This window comes from Enterococcus sp. PLH-Efm8, assembly GCF_053011625.1.
Genome location: NZ_CP172568.1, coordinates 1,388,167 through 1,408,601, shown reverse-complemented (window position 1 = coordinate 1,408,601; position 20,435 = coordinate 1,388,167). Strand labels below are relative to the sequence as shown.

Below are 20,435 nucleotides of genomic sequence, written 5' to 3'. Positions count from 1 at the left end.
ATTCTTTTATTATACCAGTTAAAGAAAACGCATTCAAAAAAATAGCGGATTTACTTACCAACTCATTCGATTGGATGATAAGTAAATCCGCGTCCCATTACTTCTGCTACGCTGCTGACAATGACAAAGGCACTTGGATCGATTTCTTCTATCAATGGTTTCATTCGGGAAAATTCATGATCAGTCACAACGATCAATAAAACCTCTTTTGACTTTCGATTATACCCGCCTTTTGCCTCTAGCAGGGTAAGGCCACGTCCAATCTCAGCACTTAAGCGAAGGCGGATGTCTTCCAAATAATGTTCACTCATGACCATAACAGATTTCTTTCGATTGATACCTGTTTCGATATAAGTCATGACAATTGAAGTGATTGCAATAGATAAAATAGCATAAAGAAACTCTTCTATTCCAAAAACAAACAGATTAAGAGAAACAACGAATGCGTCTGTAAAAAATAAGCCAATCGAAGTATTCAAGTGGAAATATTTTTTAAAAATGAGGGGAGGGATCGTCGTACCGCCGCTAGAAGAGTTGTTTTTATATAAAATCGCAACTCCTAAAGCAAAAATCGCACTTCCAAAAATGACAGACAACAACCGATCTGAAGTAATCATTGTTTCTGGAACTATTGCAATGATTAAAGGAAAAAACAAGCTTCCGAAAAGTACTTTAAAAAAGGGTTTTTTACCTAAAAATAGAAGAGCTAGTACCAACATAACGATATTCAACACTAAAATAACTATAGCTCGGTCAAATCCTAAAACAGCTTCCAGTAATATTCCTAGACCGCTGACACCTCCAGCAGCAATATGATGAGGCCCTAAAAACATATTGATAGCGACTCCTAATATGAAGAGGGCAAAAATAATCTTAATGTATGTCCATATAAATTGTCTCGTTTCTTTCATTTATCCACTTCCTTAATTCATTAATAATACTCTTATCTTATTATAACTTACTTTTCACCTTAAGTTAACTTTAATTAATAAAAAAATTAGGCTAGTCTAAATTATTATGTTTCATTCTTCTAGAATATACTTCTACGTTAAAAACTGTTAAAAAACTTTTACTTTAGAAAATTGGAGAAATTGATCGCTTAAGATAAATTCAGGACACTAAATAGTACAGGAAGTAGATTAAAACTTTTAAAAGTTTTAAGTCTATCTATTTGGCAAGTTTAAAAAATAAAAATTCGGTATCAAAAAACTGTTACCGATAACATTTTTGAAAGCGTTGTCTTTTGTTTCTCTATCACTTATAGTGATGACGTCATATTAAAACACAAGGAGGAAATCAATGGATACAGCTGCAATTTATCATCGACCGGAAAGTGAATATGCATTTCTATATACGAATACAAGATTTCGTATTCGGCTTCGTACTAGGAAAAATGATATCAAAAAAGTATATGTGCTTTGTGGAGATCCATATACCATAACAACTGAAAAATGGTATCAAAAACAACGACCAATGAAAAAATGTCTAAGTACCAATGTTCATGATTATTGGGAAATTGAAGTGACGAGCGAAACAAGGCGCTTACAGTATGCGTTCCATGTTGTTGGGGAAGATAACACGGACTGTTTTTACGGTGATCAAGGAATTTTTCCTTATCGAGAAAATGTGATTACTGAACCAAATTTTTATTTTCGAATACCTTATTTTCATCAAATCGATCGATTCACTATTCCAGAATGGGTAAAAGAAACAGTATGGTATCAAATTTTTCCCGAAAGATTTGCAAACGGGGACAAAGCAAATGACCCCGAACACACTTTACCTTGGGGAAGTAAAGATCCAGACCGAGAAGACTTCTTCGGGGGAGATTTGCAAGGTGTGAGGGATCATTTGGATTACTTGACGGACCTTGGCGTCAATGGCATCTATTTTTGTCCCATATTTAAAGCCACATCCAATCATAAATACGATACGATTGATTATTATGAGGTGGATCCCGCTTTTGGCGATAAAAAACTTTTAAAAAACTTGATTGATGAAGCACATAAAAGAGGGATACGTATCATGTTCGATGCTGTATTCAATCATATGGGTGTCCATTCACCACAGTGGCAAGACGTTCTCAAAAACGGAGAAAAATCGATCTATAAAGACTGGTTCCACATCCGTTTTTTCCCAGTAGATTCTTATCAGATGACTGACTTACCAGAAACTGCTGAAAATATCCCATATGATACTTTTGCTTTTACTCCATTCATGCCGAAACTAAATACAGCAAATCCAGAAGTGCAAAAATATTTGCTGGATATCGCAACTTATTGGATAAAAGAATTCGATATTGATGGATGGCGTCTTGATGTTGCTAATGAAGTCGATCATCATTTTTGGAAAAAATTCAGAGAAGCAGTTACAGAAATCAAACCAGACATCTATATCCTTGGAGAGATTTGGCATTCCTCTCAAGCTTGGCTGCAAGGGGATGAATTCCATGCAGTGATGAATTATGCATTCACAGATTCGATTAAAGATTATTTTGCAAAAAAGAAAATCACAGCTTCACAAATGGTCAGTGGAATGAATCATCAGCAAATGCTTTACAGAGATCAGGTGAACGAAGGAACATTCAACTTATTAGATTCTCATGATACTGCCAGGATCTTGACCCTTTGCCAAGGTAACAAAGAATTGATGAAGTCTGTGATGGCCTTTATGTTTCTTCAAAAAGGGTCTCCTTGTATCTATTACGGGACAGAAATAGGGATGACTGGTGAAGATGACCCGGATTGCCGCAAATGTATGATATGGGAGAAGGAGGAACAAGATCTAGAGCTATTCGGTTTTATAAAAGAACTTGTTTCTCTAAGGAAACAGTTGTCTAAGATTATTTCTGAAGGTTCTACTCAGTGGCTAATAGTATATGATCGTGAAGATAAGCTCTATTTCACACGGGAACTAGAGGGACAGATCATCTATGTTTACTTTAATCAGTCAAAAGAACCTTGGGTAGTAGAACAGGAAAATGAGGTGATTCTTAGTCAAAATTGTCAGTTGTTAGAAGACGGGAAAGCAGAGATACGACAATACGGATTTTTGATCATGTGTTGAAAACTGTTACCGGTAACAACAAGAAAGCGTTTGCAAATGAAGATTTGTGCCCATTATAATAAGGGTGTAACAGCACGTTGAATACACAGGAGGAAATGAAGATGAAAAAAAGAAGTGTGAAACAGTTGGGTTTAGGGTTAATCTCTTTAGGAATCTTAGGCGGATTAGCGGCTTGTGGCAATGGTAACTCTTCAGCAGAAGGGGAAGCCGATGAAGGAAAAACGTTAACAGTTTCCGTTGATTCTGGATATAAAGATTATATAAACGAAATAAAAAACACTTTCGAAAAAGAAAACGATGTGAAAATCAAGCTAGTAGAAAAGGACATGTTCGATCAGTTGGAATCATTAGCGTTAGATGGGCCTGCTGGAAAGGGACCTGACGTTATGATGGCAGCATATGACCGGATCGGTGCGTTAGGACAGCAAGGACATCTGGCGGAAGTAAAACTGGGAAATGAAGCAGCTTACGATGAAACAGACAAAGCCCAAGTGACTTATGATGGAAAAATCTACGGAGAACCTGCAGTAATCGAGACCCTTGTTTTGTACTATAACAAAGATTTAGTCGATACAGCACCATCAACGTTTAAAGATTTGGAGAATCTATCCAAAGACAGTCGTTTTGCTTTTGAGTCAGAAGCAGGAAAAAATACAGGATTTTTAGCTAAATGGACTGACTTTTATTATTCCTATGGTTTAATTGCAGGTTACGGTGGCTATGTATTTGGTGATGATGGCACAAATCCTTCAGATATCGGTTTGAATAATGCAGGTGCTGTAGAAGGAATCTCTTATGCAACAGATTGGTTCAAAAATGTTTGGCCAAAGGGAATGCAAGACATAAAAAGTGCAGGAGACTTCGCCAGCCAGCAATTCATGTCCAATAAAACTGCAGCAATCATTGACGGTCCATGGCAAGCGCAAACATACAAAGAAAACAATATCAATTATGGTGTAGCCAAAATTCCTACTCTAAATAATGGACAGCCTTATCAACCGTTTGGCGGAGGAAAAGGATGGGTAGTCAGCAATTATGCTAAAAACAAAGACCTCTCTCAAAAATGGCTTGATTATGTAACGAATCAGGAAAATCAAGAAAAATTCTTTGAAATGGTAAATGAAATCCCTGCAAACCAACAAGCTAGGGAAACAGCAAAGGCTAAAAACGATGAATTAACAACAGCTGTGATTGAACAATATGAAACAGCTCAAGCGATGCCAAACATCCCAGAAATGGGCGAAGTTTGGACAGGTGCAGAAAACTTGATGTTCGATGCAGCATCAGGTTCAAAAACACCAAAAGAATCCGCAGATGAAGCAGTAAAAACAATCAGTGAAGCCATAGAACAAAAATACTGATTAAAATGATAACCGTCCATTTTTATAAAAAATGGAACAGGTGCTTCAGATAAAAGTGGCAAGAGCGAGATGGAAAATTATCTTGCTCTTGTTGCCATTATCTTAAAAGCAGTTTGCGGTTTAGCAAGTTTAGAGGGGGCATTCAGATGCAGCAAGATAAAACAAGCAATATCAACGAAAAAAAAATCACGCTTTGTTCACTTATTCCAGGGATGGGGCAGTTTGTAAATGGCCAAGCTTTTAAAGGTATCGTTTTTTTCGCCATATTCGTCCTATTCATTGGTCAGATGCTTCTGGGCGGATTTCATGCATTGGTAGGATTGGTTACTTTGGGAAGTATACCAATGGAAGATCATTCATTATTTATTTTGATTGAAGGCACTTTGCAATTCATCATTACAATCATTTTCTTGATTTTTTACGGTTTGAATCTTTTAGACGCTTATCGAGTAGCGAAGATGCGTCAAGAGGGCAAAAAAATCAATCGGACGATGAAGGAAGTCATACATAATATAGGTGATGAAGGTTTTCCTTATCTATTGACACTTCCCGCTTATCTTCTCATGATTTTTACGATCATTTTCCCAGTCCTAGTTACATTGTTCACTGCATTTACTAATTATGACTTCAATCATATTCCACCAGCCAGTTTAATTGATTGGGTAGGGGCTAAAAACTTTTTTAGTATCTTCTTTTTAAGCTCATATCGTAATACTTTTTTTGCAGTCTTTTCGTGGACCGTGATTTGGACTTTATGTGCAACAACTTTGCAAATCACCCTTGGTATTCTCACAGCGGTTGTTGCTCACCAGAAATTTATTAAATTCAAACGTATTTTCGGTATCATTTTCTTATTACCATGGGCGGTCCCAGCTTTTATTACTATCATGAGTTTTTCGAATATATTCAACGATAGCGTAGGTGCCATCAATACTCAAGTGATTCCTTTCATAAACCAGCTTCCTTTTGTAGATATCAGTGCAATCTCTTGGAAAACGGACCCGAACTGGACGAAAGTAGCAATTATCTTAGTGCAGGGCTGGTTAGGATTTCCCTATATCTATGTGATGGTTACAGGAATCTTACAATCGATTTCAGAAGACTTATATGAAGCAGCAAAAATCGACGGAGCAAATGCATGGCAGCGCTTTTCAAACATCACGCTTCCTGCTGTCTTCCTAGTGGCAGCGCCAACATTTATTACACAGTATACGGGGAATTTCAATAATTTCTCCATGATCTATCTGTTTAACAATGGTGGTCCCGGAAGCGTAGGCGGAGGAGCTGGTTCTACTGATATTCTTATTTCCTGGATCTATAAACTTACGACTGGAACTTCTCCGCAGTATTCTATGGCTTCAGCAATCACGTTGATTATCTCCGTCATCGTTATCTGTGTGTCATTGCTGGTATTTAAAAAGACAAATGCGTTCAATATGGGGGATTAACAATGAAAAAATTTCATTCGAGTGCTCGATTCCAAAAACGACTTTCTCACTTTTTTACTTACTTTTTTCTTTTAATACTGTCAGTCATTATCATCTATCCGCTTTTGATCACAGCAAGTACTGCCTTCAAGTCAGGAAATATTGCAGCTTTTAGTTTAGATCTTTCAAGTGACTGGACTTTAGGAAACTTTACTCGGCTATTCAGTGAAACACTTTACGGGACTTGGTATAAAAATACATTGATCATTTCTGTCCTAACAATGATCGTACAAGTGACTGTAGTAACTTTGGCGGGCTATACTTATAGTCGCTATCGTTTTATCGGCCGCAAATCAAGTTTGATGTTCTTTTTAGTGATTCAGATGGTACCGACTATGGCAGCATTGACTGCCTTTTATGTCATGGCTTTCTTATTAGAAGCGCTCGATAAGTACTGGTTCTTGACAATGATCTATATAGGCGGTGGAATTCCAATGAATACTTGGCTGATGAAAGGATACTTTGACACTGTACCAATAGATTTAGATGAATCTGCTAAACTTGATGGGGCAGGGCATTTCAGGATTTTTTTCCAGATTGTATTACCGCTTGTCAAACCGATGCTCGCCGTTCAAGCATTATGGGCTTTTATGGGACCTTTTGGGGATTTCATGTTAGCTAAGTTCCTGCTTCGAACACCTGAAAATCAGACTGTTGCTGTCGGCTTACAAACATTTATTTCTGATGTGACAAACCAAAGAGTCTCTCTTTTTGCTGCTGGGGCAATTTTGATTGCACTACCGATTTGTCTATTATTCTTCTTTTTACAAAAGAACTTTGTTACCGGCCTGACATCTGGCGGAACAAAAGGATAGGAGCAGAGTATCATGCAAACATTTCCGTTAAACTATTTTTCCGCATTACGTACGCCAACTCAAGTGTTTGCGGGACGCAAACTATTATCATGGCCTAAATTTTTCTTGATATTTGTATTTTTAGTTTCCTTGATGGTCATGCCTGTGACTCTTTTTTATGCCAATCAGATCCAAGCGATTCCATTAGAACAATTTCTATCCGTTCATTCGCTGATCGATGAACAAGGAACCCAAAAATTTTCTGAACTTGAATTATCTGAAACTGGGTTACAAGCATCGCAACAAACGATAGCTGTGACCCCTGAAATTTTGGTAGGTGTGTCTTTATCTGAGAAACAACAATCCGATCATGGAACTTTTATTGATTTTGAGAAGGAACAATGGGTGATCCAACAAAAGGATAAATCTGGTATACGCCGCTATACGATGAATTATAGCCCATCTTTCCAACCAGATTCTGTACGTACGCCCGAAGATTTCCAACGATTTTTAGAAAGAGAATTTTATGCCAGTAATCGTCCAACAATCATTTTATCTTATAGTTTAAGTCTTGGTCTTGTCCTATTTGTCATGACGAGTCTCATTTTATTCGGGGCTTCCTTTTTCTTGTGGATGACAAGAAAAAGCCAACTTTCATCCATTCATACATTCAAAGAGAGTGCAAATTTGATGCTGAATGTTATGGGAATAGGTTCCATGGCAGCAGCAGTTGTAGGGTTTATCCACTTTGACTTTATCTTGATGCTAAGTGTCCAAACAACGATAACTGTCTTGCTGCTTTTATGGGTTTTTGTCAAAACAAGATTCAAAGATAAGCGTGTCGAATGACAAGTTTAAGCGATTTATGCGACAATGAATGTGAAAAAAATGAAAAATAAAGTAGTTTTTGAAAAATTTCTGAAAAAATTAAACTTCTTAGTTGATTCTTTTCTTTTTTAGTATTAACGTAATAGGGTAGTTTTTTTAAGGAGGAAAATCATGTTAGAGAAAACTTTATACAATCAATTATTTTCACGTTCTTTCTCGCTCCCTGTCGAAGTAAATTATTGGGACGGTACAACGAAACAATACGGAGATACGGACACTCCTCCCCAAATCAAAATCAATATCCATGAAGAAATCCCAATGAAAGAGATTACAAGTAACGCTTCTTTGGCACTAGGAGAAGCCTATATGGATCATCGAATCGAGATCGAGGGAAGTATCCAAGCATTGATCAACGATGCTTATCAGCAAGCAAACAGCTTTTTACGAGGAAAAGATTATCTAAAATGGCTGCCAAAGAAAGAAAAACATACGAAACAAAAAAACAAAGAAGATATCCATGCGCATTATGACTTAGGTAACGACTTTTATAAACTTTGGCTAGATCCAACTTTGACTTATTCTTGTGCTTATTTCAATACACCTGAAGATACGTTGGAACAAGCACAAATCAATAAAGTCCATCATATCTTAGACAAACTCTTTATCAAAGAAGGCGAAACGTTGCTTGATATCGGTTGTGGCTGGGGAACATTGATGTTCACTGCTACCAAAGAGTATAATGTCAAGGCAACTGGGATCACACTAAGTGAAGAACAATACGATTTGATTACCAAAAGAATAAAAGAAGAACATTTAGAAGATAAATGCCGTGTATTATTAATGGATTACCGCGAACTAAAAGGCGAAACGTTTGATCATATCACAAGTGTAGGTATGTTCGAACATGTAGGTTCTGAAAATCTTGAAGGTTATTTCAAAGTGGTAAAAGATTTATTGAAACCAAAAGGAACAGCTTTGATCCATGGAATCAGCCGACAACAAGGCGGTGCGACAAATGCTTGGATCAATAAATATATTTTCCCTGGCGGTTATGTCCCTGGTGTTACTGAATTAGTTGATAATATTACAAAAAACGATTTGCAACTGATTGATTTGGAAAGCTTACGTCGTGACTACCAATTGACATTAGAACATTGGACAAAGAATTTTCATCAAGTCCAAGATCAAGTCACGAAAGAAATGGGTGATTCCTTCTATCGAATGTGGGATCTATATTTACAAGCTTGTGCAGCTTCATTTGAATCAAGTAATATCGATGTGATTCAATATTTGCTTGTTCAACCTGGAAACAATGACATCCCAATGCATCGTGCATAATTGAGGCAAAAGTACTGTTTAAAGACTATTTAAAAAGAAGCTAAGTTTTATGATGCTCCAGAAGTGAACTTTTTTGTCTAACTTCTAGGATTGTCTCTAAAGCTTAGTTTCTTTTTCTTTATATTTTCATAATAAAAGTTTGGTTCTTTAATTTTTAAACATGACAGAAAATTTTTTCTTCGTTATACTTGTAATAGAATACTATTTTATAACAAAGGGGATCGAATCAATGAAAAAAACTGTTATTTATACTAGTTTATTTGCAGCTTTGTTTTTAGCTGCTTGTCAATCAAATACCAATCAAGGCACATCTGGGAATACGTCTTCCAGTAGCGAACAGCGCTCTTCACAGGTATCGGACTCCTCAACAAAAGCAAGCACATCTTCGTCTAGCCAGACAAAAAGTTCTAGTGAAGCAAGTACTCAGTCAGATATCAAAGTGTCTGCAGCTCGTGCGATCGAATTGTTCCAAGATAAATACCCAGATACTGCAATTACTAGTTTGGAATTAGATAGTGATTGGGGATCTTACTTCTACAAGATAGAAGGTGTCGATGATCAAAAAGAATACGAAGCAAGAATTGATGCTCAAAATGAAAAAATGGAGACAGAGAATCCAGAAACTCTAGATCGAGATGAACAAAATGGTCAAAAGAAAAAAGAAGATGGTCTGGATGTTGATAAATTGATCACGATTGAGGAAGCAGCAAAAATCGCCGTCGACAAAGTAGGAAGCGGTACGGCAACAGATTGGGATTTGGATAAAGATTTAGGTACTACTTATTGGGAAGTCAAAGTAAAAGACGGCAATCAAAGTACATCAGTCAAGATCAATAGCCAAACAGGCGAAGTACTGTCAACTGAACAAGATGATTAAGAATTTCTTCGGAAAACAAGAGTTGATTTTTCTTTTAGTCATGATACACTAGACAAAATAACTTGTTTGAAGGAGCGATTTACTTGAGTTTAGAAACGACCTTTGCCAATCATATCTTTGCCAATCCTTTGATGAATGCATCTGGTGTCCACTGCATGACTACCCAGGAATTAGATGAACTGGCTCATTCAGAAGCAGGAGCATTTATCACTAAGAGCTGTACGATCAATGAACGAAAAGGAAATCCCGAACCACGCTATTTTGATGTTCCTTTAGGGAGTATCAATTCTATGGGACTTCCAAACTTAGGTTTTTCTTATTATCTAGAGTATGCTCTTGCGTATGAAAAAGTGCAGGAAAACCAAAATCAACCGTTATTTTTTTCCATTGCCGGGATGAGTGTCCAGGAAAACTTGGAAATGCTTGAGAAAATAGAAAAAAGTGGGTTTAATGGGATCACTGAATTAAATTTATCTTGTCCCAATGTGCCTGGAAAACCACAACTAGCTTACGATTTTGAGGCCACTTATGAAACACTGAAAGAAGTATTCAGCATCTTTTCTAAGCCGCTAGGAATCAAATTGCCTCCTTATTTTGATTTTGCTCATTTTGATCAGATGGCTGATATCTTGAATCAGTTTCCATTGACCTATGTCAATGCTATCAACAGTGTGGGCAATGGTTTGTATATCGATACAGAACAAGAAGCAGTAGTCATCAAACCAAAAGAAGGGTTCGGCGGCATTGGCGGAGAGTATATCAAGCCGACTGCTTTGGCGAATGTTCGCGCTTTTTATACACGTTTGAAACCAGAAATCCAAATCATTGGTACAGGTGGGATTCGGACAGGACAAGATGCATTTGAACATCTGCTATGTGGCGCAAGCATGTTACAGATTGGTACAGAGCTTCATAAAGAAGGGCCGGAAATTTTTTCTAGAATCATAAAAGAATTAACGCAGATTATGTCAGAAAAAGGATATACGTCAATTGACGAATTTAAAGGCAAATTACGCACCATTTCATAGCAAAGAGACGAAGGTCATGATTGATCTTCGTCTTTTTTTATAAAAAACACTCGTCTGTTCATTCCTGTGCAAGCGTACTCATTGTATGTTAGACGAACTTGTGGGAAAATAACAGAGGCAAAAAGGAGGATAATATGAATGATGCAACAGAATTAGCAAAAGAGCTTAAAGAAAAAGAATTTAGTTTTCAAGAACTAGTTACGGATATACAGAAAAAAATAAAGAAGCAAAATCATGAATTGAATGCGTTTGTCGCGCTTGAACCATTCGAGAGTAATTCCCACGAGCTATTGATTCCCCAGTCAGAAAAAGGGCCATTGGCTGGTATCCCATTTCCTTTAAAAATGCTCGGTCAAGAAAAAAAGGGATGGCTAGCTACTTCAGGATCTCGTTTATTTGAAACACACCGAGCTTCTCATACATCTAATTATGTGCGGCAAGCAGAAGCGATAGGTCTAGTTCCTTTTGGACAAACCAATGCGCCAGAGTTTGGTTTCAAAAATATTACAGACCCAGTCATCTATGGCCCAGCAAGAAACCCTTGGAACCTTGAATGTACACCGGGCGGATCAAGTGGAGGAGCTGCTGCTGCAGTTTCATCAGGAATCGTTCCTTTAGCTGGTGCTAGTGATGGCGGTGGTTCTATTAGAATACCCGCTTCGTTTTGCGGATTGATTGGGCTGAAACCTTCGCGAGGGACGATGCCAGTTGGTCCATATGCTTGGAGAGGATGGCAAGGAGCTGCTATTGATTTCGGCTTGACAGTTTCTATGAGAGACACGGAGGCTTTATTTTATGGGATGAGAAGTATCCATTCCGGTGCGCCATATCAAGTATCGCCAGTTGAGTGGCAAACACATCCAAGAAAAAAACGGTTGAAGATAGCTTTTTGTGTTGATTCACCGATCCACTCACAGATTAGTGAAGAGGCAGTACTTGCTGTAAAAAAAGCTGTAGATTTCCTTGGAAAAGAAGGGCATGATTTGACAGAGATTCCTTACCCACTAGATGGTCGTAAACTGATCAGGTCTTATTATCAGATGAATGGCGCAGAAACAGCAGCAATGATCCGCTCGATTGAAACAGGCATCCAGCGAGCTGTCAGAAAAGAAGAACTTGAACCCATTTCTTGGACTTTGTTCCAATATGGTCAGAAGCTCTCTGCCGCTACTTACATCGATTCTCTGCATGTATGGGATGAAGCAGCAATTGTCATGGAAAACCTACATCAAGAATACGATCTATTCCTTTCACCAACGACTGCATTTACCGCCCCTAAAATCAGCGAAGATTTGCAAAGTGATGCGATAAGAGCACAGATGGAACACATCAGTGATTGTTCTGAAGTAGAAGGTTTAGACGTTGTTTCTTCCATGTTTGAGGAGAGCTTGAAGATCACACCTTATACACAGTTGGCTAATCTGACTGGACAACCAGCAATCAGCTTGCCTACTCATTTGACAAAAGAAAACATGCCTCTAGGAATCCAATTTATGGCTGCCAGAGGAAGAGAAGATTTGCTATTTCAAATCGGCTATCTATTTGAAGCAAATCATCAGTTCCATTTACCAAATCCATGGAAATAGCAGAAACAAGGAGAAGAAGAATGAAGAAAAAAAGATTGTTTGCTCTAATAACTAGTGCCTTTTTTATTTTAAGCGCTTGCGGTACAGCTGCCGCTAATCAGGAAGATAACAGCTGGAGTAATGTAGAAAAAAAGAAAGAATTAGTAGTAGCGACTTCTGGCACACTGTTTCCCGCATCTTATTATAATGATCAAAATGAATTAGTTGGTTATGATGTAGATTTGGCAAAAGAGGTGGCTAAACGGTTAAATGTCAAAATCTCCTTTAAAGAATACAACGTGGATGGACAAATCACTTCTGTTTCAAAAAGAGAATCAGATTTTGCTGCGAACGATTTTGGTATCACAAAAGAAAGAGAAAAAAAATTCTCCCTTTCAGAGACTTTCAAATATTCATTTGACAGTATGATCGTACGAAAAAAAGATGATTCAGGAATCCACTCACTTGAAGATCTTAAAGGGAAAAAAGCAGCTGGCGAACCCAATACTAGCTATATGCGTTTAGCGGAAAAACACGGAGCTAAATTAGTCACATATGACAATGCCACGAATGATCAGTATTTAAGCGATGTAGCAAATGGTCGAACAGATGTTATTCTAAATGATTATTATCTGCAGAAAATGGCCGTATCTGCTTTACCAGATATCCCTGTAAAAATACTGGAGAACGTTTATTTCAATGAAAACGAAAGTGGTTTTTTATTGAAAGAAGGAAATGATGCTCTGAAAAAGAAAATCGATGGCGTATTAAAAGAGATGAAAGAAGATGGGACGACAAAGAAAATATCTGAAAAATATTTTCAAACTGATGTTTCAGTCAAACCGAAAGAAACGATGGCTGAGTCGGTGAGTGAGTGATGTACTTTCCTCTAATTGATTTTTCCCTCATGTGGACTTCACTTCCTTTCGTACTGCAAGGCTTGGTATACACATTAGGGATTGGCTTCGTGTCGTTTCTTTTAGGAAATTTGGTAGGGTTGCTTTTGACAGTTTTAGGTCTTTTGGATTGGCTGCCTCTGAATGTATTTATTCGTTTTTATTTATCGTTCTTTAGAGGCATTCCCGCACTAGTCCTGCTGTTTCTGTTATATTTCGGGTTACCTTATCAATTAAGTGCCTTAACGGCTTCAGTCATCTGCTTTACGATTACCAGCAGTGCATTTATTGGTGAAATCTATCGAGGATCACTAGCAGGCGTTTCTTCAGGTCAGTGGGACGCTGGTTTAGCTTCTGGTTTTTCTTTCTTTGGGGTATTGAAATATATCGTTTTGCCGCAAGCTTTTCGAATCTCAGTACCGGCACTCAGTAACGTAGCTATGGATCTAGTGAAAGGTACTTCGTTAGCAGCAACAATCACAGTGCCAGAAATATTTCAAAAAGCAAAGATCATAGGCGGTCGGACATTCGATTATTTTTCTCTCTATATTTTAGTTGCACTGATTTATTGGGTCATTTGTATCGGGATCGAAAAAGTGCAACAGTATTTAGAAAAACGTTCTATCCATCAGTCAATCTGAAAAATAGAAATGGTGCTAGCGTGGCTGGCACCATTTCTATTTTTTGTTTCTTGTATATTCTGCCTAGTATTTTAAAACCATTTCATGTAAAATGTAAATCGAAAATATGTTCGGAGGTAGAAAACATGAAGACCCCGCTAACCATCGAAATAGAATCCTCGTTATACCAATATTGCATCGAGCAAGGCGGCTTGGTTGTAGAAGAAGTCACGATGCCTGATGACCAAGGAATTGTAGATACGCTTAGCTGCTTGACAAAATTTGATGGAAGCCGAGAATGGCGATGCTATGAGCTGAAAGTGACAAAAGCAGATTTTCGCTCTACAGCCAAACTGTCATTTGTTGGACATTATAATTATTTTGTTTTACCAAGTAAACTATATGAAGAAGTAAAAACTGAAATCCCTACAGGAATAGGTGTTTTAGTGTATCGTCCGTACACGGTTGAAGAGGAGATGCCTGCCTCTGGTACATTTCTGATTGCGAAAAAAGCAGCAAAGAAAGAGCTTGCTGTACCGGAAGAAGCTTTGACAAACCGCTTCATGGCTTCTTTATTCAGGGAAGTAAGAAAAGCAAAGCAAATGGAGCGAGGCGTAAAATATTTTCCAAAAGATCAATTGTACAAAGAATTGAAAAGACGTTCAGAAAATCAAGATCCATTTTCTAACGAACGATATTATGAACGGTTTTTAGAGGAAATAGCTAGTCAGGCAATCAATGAGTTGCAAGAAGAAGTTATCGCGCTTCAGCATGATTATGAATATTTGAGGCAACAACAGCAGATCCGTCGGTTGCCTACAGAGCCATTGGAGTGAAAAATATGTACTATCCTTATTTAAGAGGAAAACAATTTGACCTATTAGCATTAAAAGAAGCACTGTCGCGAGGATTGCTCTCCAATAAAATCCAACCAGTGATCGAACCAGTACGTGATTCCGCTACGCTTAAAAATGTGATCGAATTATTTCAAAAAAAGCACCATCCAATCGCTGTGATCCAAAATCCCCAAGTAGGACAATTCAAATTATTCGATCAGCATGTGCACAGTTGGACAGTCAAAGAAAATAGCTCTGTCGTCCCTGCACAGATCTTAACGCCAGAAAATCTCAGTGAAGTACTGGATTCACCTCCAGCGTTTCTTGTTTTCGATGGACAGCACTACCCAAAAGATACAGAGGTGTGGAAACAGTTGGCAGGAGTTGATTCGAAATTTTTGATACCAGATACTAGTCGCTTTCGCATCTGGCTGCCCGAAAACAAAATTGTGATCCGTGACTCTTTTCAAACGAGAAAGCATGTTGAAAGTTATGCAGATAAAACAGATGACTTTTTTAGTGATGACTATCTTTTTTTCCACGCAGACGGATATATTGGATTTTCTGATTTCACGATCGAAGGTAGCCGTTATTTCGATAAAGGGTTCCCTAGCCGAGCGCTTGCTATCCATCTAACGTATATTGATGCTTACGGCAATATACGCGTGAAACATTTTGTCTCTGACAGTAACGACTCTGCTAAAGACCAAGCATTGAAGTTTCTTGAAGCAGGAGATAAAATGAAAAAATGGATCATGCGTCACCATCATCAACTCTTGATTACTTCAGGAATGATTGAATTATTGGCTCTTTACCAGCAACAAAAATTCCCTGGACTGGGAGTGTTGAAAAAGTGGTCACTTATGCATCATTTGGAACTTATTAGTCACCTGCTAGATCATCCAAAAGATTGGCTTAAATATTATTCAAAAGTTCAGGAACTATATGAAGTGATCCAATGATTAGATAATGTAAATGAAAAAGGAATAGAAAAGAGGAAACTGGATGTATATTCGGCAAACAAGGAAAGAAGAAGTAGAAGAAGTGGTAGAAATCATTAATGCCGCAGCGGATTTCATTGCTTCGCAAGGCTCTCCTCAATGGCAAAACGGGCAGAAACCAACAAAAGAAACGATTTTGAACGATATTGAAAGAAAAGAAAGCTATGTATTAATAGTGGAAGATCAAATTGCTGGAACAGCTGCATTAGTCTCAGGCGTGGATCCCGTTTACACAAAAATAGATGGTAGTTGGAAAGAATCAACTGGTCCTTATTTATCGATTCATCGTGTCGCTTTAGCAGAAAGTACTCGAGGAAAAAAACTAGCAAAACCGTTCTTAGAACATTTGTTGACGATTGCAGCCAGCAAAAATATCCAAGATATCCGTATCGATACTTATCCAGCTAATGAACCGATGGAAAAGACCATCTATTCTGCTGGATTCACTTATCAAGGGATGATTGAATTTCCTTTTGAACACGGCGAAAGAAAAGCATATCAAATAATCATCAATTGACTATAAAATCATCTGAGCAAAGATAAAGACATTAACACTACTGAAAAAAACAATCATATGATAGCCAAGAGGTTGTAACAGAAGTGGCCAGCTTCAAAAAACAAGAAAGAATTTCCGAAAATGCTTCTCAAATTTTTGTGGAATTTTAGCGTATTTTACGAAATAGCTGCTTTCTGAAACTCCCTTCATCGAGAGGTCGTGACATAGCTTTTGTCACGATCTCTCGGCTTATCCTACGAGTATTATTCGATACATTTATATCAATAATCCTTTTTTTATTTTATCTGCAGCTTCTTGGAACGCTCCATCGTTTGACACGACTAAAAGTGAGGGGATAGCTTTCAAACGTTTCAACTGTGCTAAATCTTCTACATAAACCGCCAGTCTGGCTGAAATCTGTTCAGATGAATCTCCACGTTTTTTCAGGCGCGATTGCAATGTTTCTTTAGAGATCGTAATAAAGATAGGACGGACTACCGTCCCGAAATACTCATATAAATGCCAAAAACCATTTGCTGTCAAAACGGCGTAACAATTTCCTACTGTCAGTTTCTTTTTAATTTCTGCTTTACTGGAACCATATTTATGTTGAGCATATTGGTCCCACTCTGCAAACTCATTTCCCTTGATCATCTGATTGAATGTATTGTCAGAAACAAAATAATAATCCTCTTGATCTTTTTCCCCAGGTCTTGGTGATCGATTCGTGTAAGTAATGATCTTTTGTTCCGGCTGAAAAATAGCTTCTGCGAGTGAAGTTTTTCCAGAACCAGAAGGACCGATAAATACATAGCAATAATTCATTGTCATTTCTCCTTTGATGATTGAACAAGTGAAAAAGCTTTGGAAAATATTTCCAAAGCTTTTAAAAGTAACTTTGCTTTTTTGTATTTTATACCAGCAAGCCAGTCACAATAGCACTTAAAAAGCTGACTAAAGTCGCTGTTAGCAAAATTTTCAATCCGTGTTTTGCGACAAGATTTCCTTTTTCTTCATTTAATCCCTTCATCGCACCAGAAATGATCCCGATAGAAGAGAAGTTGGCAAATGAAACGAGGAAGACAGATATAATTGCTGTTGTACGCTCAGTAAAATGGAAATTACCATTTGCTAATTCTGTCATAGCAACAAATTCATTTGTAACCAGTTTAGTCGCCATGATACTACCGGCATCCACTGCTTCTTTCCATGGGATTCCGCTGATGAAGGCAAGAGGGGCAAAGATGTAACCTAGGATCTCTTGGAAAGTGATGCCGAATATCCCGTGGAAGATAGCATTGATCATGGCAATCAAAGCAACAAAACCGATAAGCATAGCAGCAACCGTGATCGCCACATGGAAACCATCAAGAATGTATTCTCCCAACATTTGGAAAAATGTCTGTTCTTTGTTTTCTTCAATGATCAGCTCATCTTCTTTTTCTTCTAATACATAGGGATTTACAATTGAAGCCAGAATATAACCGCCAAATAAGTTCAAAACAAGGGCAGTGATCACATATTTAGAATCGATCAGTGCCATATAAGATCCGACGATCGACATAGAAACTGTAGACATAGCCGATACACTCATGGTGAACAAACGTTTCTCAGATAGGAAGGGTAATTCCTTTTTTATGGAAATAAAAACTTCCGATTGTCCTAAAATAGCAGAAGCTACTCCATTATAAGATTCCAATTTGCCCATCCCGTTGATTTTACTTAATCCTAGACCAACAGCTTTCATAAATAATGGAAGAATCTTGATATAGCGTAGAATACCGATAATAGCAGAAATAAATACAATTGGCATCAATACGGAAAGAAAGAAAGGTGCACTTCCTTTATTTGCTACACCGGCAAAAACAAAGTCAACACCTTGCCCAGCAAAAGCAAGAAGATGATCAAACATTTTTGCCAATACAGAAACAACCGCTGTACCAAAAGTTGTACGTAATAATACGAAACCAAGAACAAGCTGTAAAACGAACATCACAATTAGTGGTTTCAATTTGATTGCTTTTTTGTTACTGCTGATCAAAAAAGCAAGCCCTAATGTGACAAATAAACCAATAATACCTAATAAATAACTCAAATAATCACTCCTATTCCAAATTCCGTTTTATTTTACCTGTTTTGCAAATAAAATACTAATCTTTAGTGAAATTTTCATTACTTTTTTAGAGTGAAACGCATTCATTTTCCATTAGAAAATAAAGCGAACAAAATAAAAGGTTTAAAAAGTGTAACGTCTTAGTAAAGTCTATAAAAAAACGAAACTATCGATTAAGCTAATAGTTTCGTTTTCAACATTTATAAGTAAACTTTTTCTATTGGTAATATAGATTTTCGGAAGGGTAGACAGGTGCGCAGGTAATATCGATTCCTAGTTTTTTCAATGTTTGTTCATCATTTTTATTGACCATCACAGTAGAGTGGGCTTGTGCTCCCTCAAGTTCAGCTAGTTTATCATAAGCAACTTGAGCGATTGGATTCGTTACTGCACTGATTGATAAAGCGATCAAGACTTCATTGATGCTTAGTGCATCCAAAGAGGAATGAAGTGTCTTTGATTTCAATCCTTGTATTGTTTCAAGAACTAATGGTGACAATAAAGGAATGTCATCTGCGATATGGGCTAAATGTTTTACTGCATTTAAGATAACTGCCGCTGACGCATCCATCAATGAACTTGTACGCCCGGTAATGATGACTTCATCTGGTAATTCGATTGCAATCACAGCAGAAGGATCTTTTGTAGGACTTTGCGCTTGAATCTTATCTGCATAGTCATGGGCAGGGACTACCACGTTTCGGTCTTCAGGACGTAAACCGACTTCTTCCATAATCAGTTTGATTCGATTAACTGCTTCTTCGTCGATCAATCCTTTTTTGAAGTCGCATTCTGTTTGGAAATAACGACGGATGATTTCTTGTTTAGAGGCTTCTTGGACAACGGTATCATCCACGATCCCAAATCCTACACGATTCACACCCATGTCAGTAGGAGATTGATAAACAGATTCTTTACCAGTAATTTTTTCAATAATACGTTTGATTACAGGAAATGTCTCAACATCCCGATTATAGTTCACAGCTACTTTATTGTAGGCATCAAAGTGGAAGGAATCGATCATATTGACATCTTTTAGATCGACTGTGGCTGCTTCATAAGCAATGTTCAGCGGATGTTTCAACGGAACATTCCATACTGGGAAAGTTTCGAACTTGGAGTAACCAGCTGCATGTCCTTTTTGGCTTTCATGATACAGTTGGTTCAAGCAAGTAGCGAGCTTTCCACTTCCTGGGCCAGGAGCTGTCACTACAACGATTGGTTTAGTTGTTTCAATATACTCATTTTTTCCAAAACCATCTTCTGAGACGATTTTTTCTACGTTGACTGGATAGTCTTCGATTTCTGAGTGTTTATAGACCTTGATGTTTCGTCTTTCTAGTTTATTGATAAAGACTTTCGTGGCAGGCTGTCCACTATAGCGAGTGATAACGACACTGTTGATTAATAAGCCATAACCACGTAATTCATCGATTAACCGCAAGATATCCATATCATAAGTAATCCCATAATCACCACGGATCTTATTACGTTCAATATCTCCAGCATAGACGCAAATCAGTATTTCAGCTTGATCTTTCAATTTTTGCAGCAATTTGATTTTCGCATCTTCTTCAAATCCTGGAAGTACACGTTTCGCATGCTTGTCGTCAACTAACTTCCCACCAAATTCTAAATATAATTTGTCATAGTGGTTCACTCGTTCCAAAATATACGCTGACTGCTCTTCAATATATTTTTCTGAATCAAAACCAATTTTTTTCACTAGGTTCCCTCCTTAAGTACTAAAGCATTTTTTCATTTTTTTGAGGATTCGTCAACTGGAAGAGCGAAATTCCTCAAAAAAACAAAGAAAATGGTTTAAACCAACTTGTCTAGATAGTTATTCATTGGTATGATAGTTTTTGATAAGGAAGGTGCTACATGAAAAAAAGACAGAAAAAGAAAAACGCATATAAACACTATATCCGTTCGATTTTTACCGGTTATGAAAGAATGCTTGAAGATCCCGAATTGGAACAATTGACGTTTACTTATCTAAACGAAGAAACGCAGCTAACTCGTGATGAGCATCAGCGCATTCATTTCACAACAAGAGATCTGCCTAGTAAATAAAAAATAAGATAAAGGTCATCGGATTCGATTCTGTCCTATCAGATGGAAAGACT

At 37.5% G+C, this 20,435-nt stretch carries 19 protein-coding genes; 15 read left to right on the top strand and 4 right to left on the bottom strand.

Annotated features, from left to right (window positions below; translation table 11 throughout):
• Window positions 1–62: 62 nt before the first annotated feature.
• A complete protein-coding gene (locus ACIFUW_RS06960; RefSeq protein ID WP_002296272.1) occupies window positions 63–911 on the bottom strand; it encodes a YitT family protein in 849 nt (282 codons plus the stop codon).
• Between the two features lie 388 nt (window positions 912–1,299).
• Here ACIFUW_RS06960 and ACIFUW_RS06955 point away from each other — a divergent pair, with 388 nt between their 5' ends.
• From ACIFUW_RS06955 to ACIFUW_RS06890, 14 genes are all read left to right on the top strand, one after another.
• Window positions 1,300–3,066: a glycoside hydrolase family 13 protein gene (locus ACIFUW_RS06955; RefSeq protein WP_002288160.1), complete on the top strand. Its 1,767-nt coding sequence runs from the start codon at window positions 1,300–1,302 to the stop codon at window positions 3,064–3,066.
• Window positions 3,067–3,167: 101 nt separating this feature from the next.
• On the top strand, window positions 3,168–4,427 hold the full coding sequence (locus tag ACIFUW_RS06950; protein WP_002288159.1) for an extracellular solute-binding protein: 1,260 nt from the start codon (window positions 3,168–3,170) through the stop codon (window positions 4,425–4,427).
• 146 nt (window positions 4,428–4,573) lie between these two features.
• Window positions 4,574–5,875, top strand: a complete 1,302-nt coding sequence (locus ACIFUW_RS06945; protein ID WP_002288157.1) for a carbohydrate ABC transporter permease — start codon at window positions 4,574–4,576, stop codon at window positions 5,873–5,875.
• Window positions 5,876–5,877: 2 nt separating this feature from the next.
• The gene (locus ACIFUW_RS06940) at window positions 5,878–6,729 is read left to right on the top strand and encodes a sugar ABC transporter permease (RefSeq protein ID WP_002288156.1); all 852 of its coding nucleotides are present in this window, start codon (window positions 5,878–5,880) and stop codon (window positions 6,727–6,729) included.
• 12 nt (window positions 6,730–6,741) lie between these two features.
• Window positions 6,742–7,557, top strand: a complete 816-nt coding sequence (locus tag ACIFUW_RS06935; RefSeq protein WP_002295923.1) for a maltodextrose utilization protein MalA — start codon at window positions 6,742–6,744, stop codon at window positions 7,555–7,557.
• A 150-nt stretch (window positions 7,558–7,707) separates the two neighbouring features.
• Window positions 7,708–8,874, top strand: coding sequence for an SAM-dependent methyltransferase (locus ACIFUW_RS06930; RefSeq protein ID WP_002295921.1), 1,167 nt, complete (start codon window positions 7,708–7,710; stop codon window positions 8,872–8,874).
• A 229-nt stretch (window positions 8,875–9,103) separates the two neighbouring features.
• Complete coding sequence (locus tag ACIFUW_RS06925; RefSeq protein ID WP_002295919.1) at window positions 9,104–9,751, top strand: PepSY domain-containing protein; 648 nt, start codon at window positions 9,104–9,106, stop codon at window positions 9,749–9,751.
• An 83-nt stretch (window positions 9,752–9,834) separates the two neighbouring features.
• Window positions 9,835–10,779: a dihydroorotate oxidase gene (locus tag ACIFUW_RS06920; RefSeq protein WP_002295918.1), complete on the top strand. Its 945-nt coding sequence runs from the start codon at window positions 9,835–9,837 to the stop codon at window positions 10,777–10,779.
• Window positions 10,780–10,913: 134 nt separating this feature from the next.
• Window positions 10,914–12,365, top strand: a complete 1,452-nt coding sequence (locus tag ACIFUW_RS06915; protein ID WP_169040301.1) for an amidase — start codon at window positions 10,914–10,916, stop codon at window positions 12,363–12,365.
• Between the two features lie 20 nt (window positions 12,366–12,385).
• Complete coding sequence (locus tag ACIFUW_RS06910) at window positions 12,386–13,222, top strand: transporter substrate-binding domain-containing protein (protein WP_002295916.1); 837 nt, start codon at window positions 12,386–12,388, stop codon at window positions 13,220–13,222.
• On the top strand, window positions 13,222–13,881 hold the full coding sequence (locus tag ACIFUW_RS06905) for an amino acid ABC transporter permease (RefSeq protein WP_002321153.1): 660 nt from the start codon (window positions 13,222–13,224) through the stop codon (window positions 13,879–13,881). The genes ACIFUW_RS06910 and ACIFUW_RS06905 overlap by 1 nt, the downstream gene beginning before the upstream one ends.
• A gap of 125 nt (window positions 13,882–14,006) precedes the next feature.
• Window positions 14,007–14,696 (top strand): hypothetical protein, encoded by a 690-nt coding sequence (locus ACIFUW_RS06900; RefSeq protein ID WP_002303824.1) that lies wholly within the window; start codon window positions 14,007–14,009, stop codon window positions 14,694–14,696.
• Between the two features lie 5 nt (window positions 14,697–14,701).
• Complete coding sequence (locus ACIFUW_RS06895) at window positions 14,702–15,658, top strand: sce7725 family protein (RefSeq protein WP_002295913.1); 957 nt, start codon at window positions 14,702–14,704, stop codon at window positions 15,656–15,658.
• 43 nt (window positions 15,659–15,701) lie between these two features.
• Entirely contained in the window at window positions 15,702–16,214 is a 513-nt protein-coding gene (locus tag ACIFUW_RS06890; protein WP_002295912.1) for a GNAT family N-acetyltransferase, read from the top strand.
• A 255-nt stretch (window positions 16,215–16,469) separates the two neighbouring features.
• Here the strand turns inward: ACIFUW_RS06890 and ACIFUW_RS06885 are convergent, their stop codons facing one another.
• The 3 genes from ACIFUW_RS06885 to ACIFUW_RS06875 all read right to left on the bottom strand — a co-directional run bounded on the left by ACIFUW_RS06885 (window position 16,470) and on the right by ACIFUW_RS06875 (window position 20,032).
• Complete coding sequence (locus ACIFUW_RS06885) at window positions 16,470–17,018, bottom strand: guanylate kinase (RefSeq protein WP_002295911.1); 549 nt, start codon at window positions 17,016–17,018, stop codon at window positions 16,470–16,472.
• Window positions 17,019–17,106: 88 nt separating this feature from the next.
• Window positions 17,107–18,288 (bottom strand): NupC/NupG family nucleoside CNT transporter, encoded by a 1,182-nt coding sequence (locus tag ACIFUW_RS06880; RefSeq protein ID WP_002295909.1) that lies wholly within the window; start codon window positions 18,286–18,288, stop codon window positions 17,107–17,109.
• A gap of 235 nt (window positions 18,289–18,523) precedes the next feature.
• Window positions 18,524–20,032 (bottom strand): DUF1846 domain-containing protein, encoded by a 1,509-nt coding sequence (locus ACIFUW_RS06875; protein ID WP_002295908.1) that lies wholly within the window; start codon window positions 20,030–20,032, stop codon window positions 18,524–18,526.
• A 158-nt stretch (window positions 20,033–20,190) separates the two neighbouring features.
• Between ACIFUW_RS06875 and ACIFUW_RS06870 the strand changes: the two genes are divergently transcribed.
• A complete protein-coding gene (locus ACIFUW_RS06870) occupies window positions 20,191–20,382 on the top strand; it encodes a hypothetical protein (protein ID WP_002295907.1) in 192 nt (63 codons plus the stop codon).
• Window positions 20,383–20,435 lie beyond the last annotated feature (53 nt).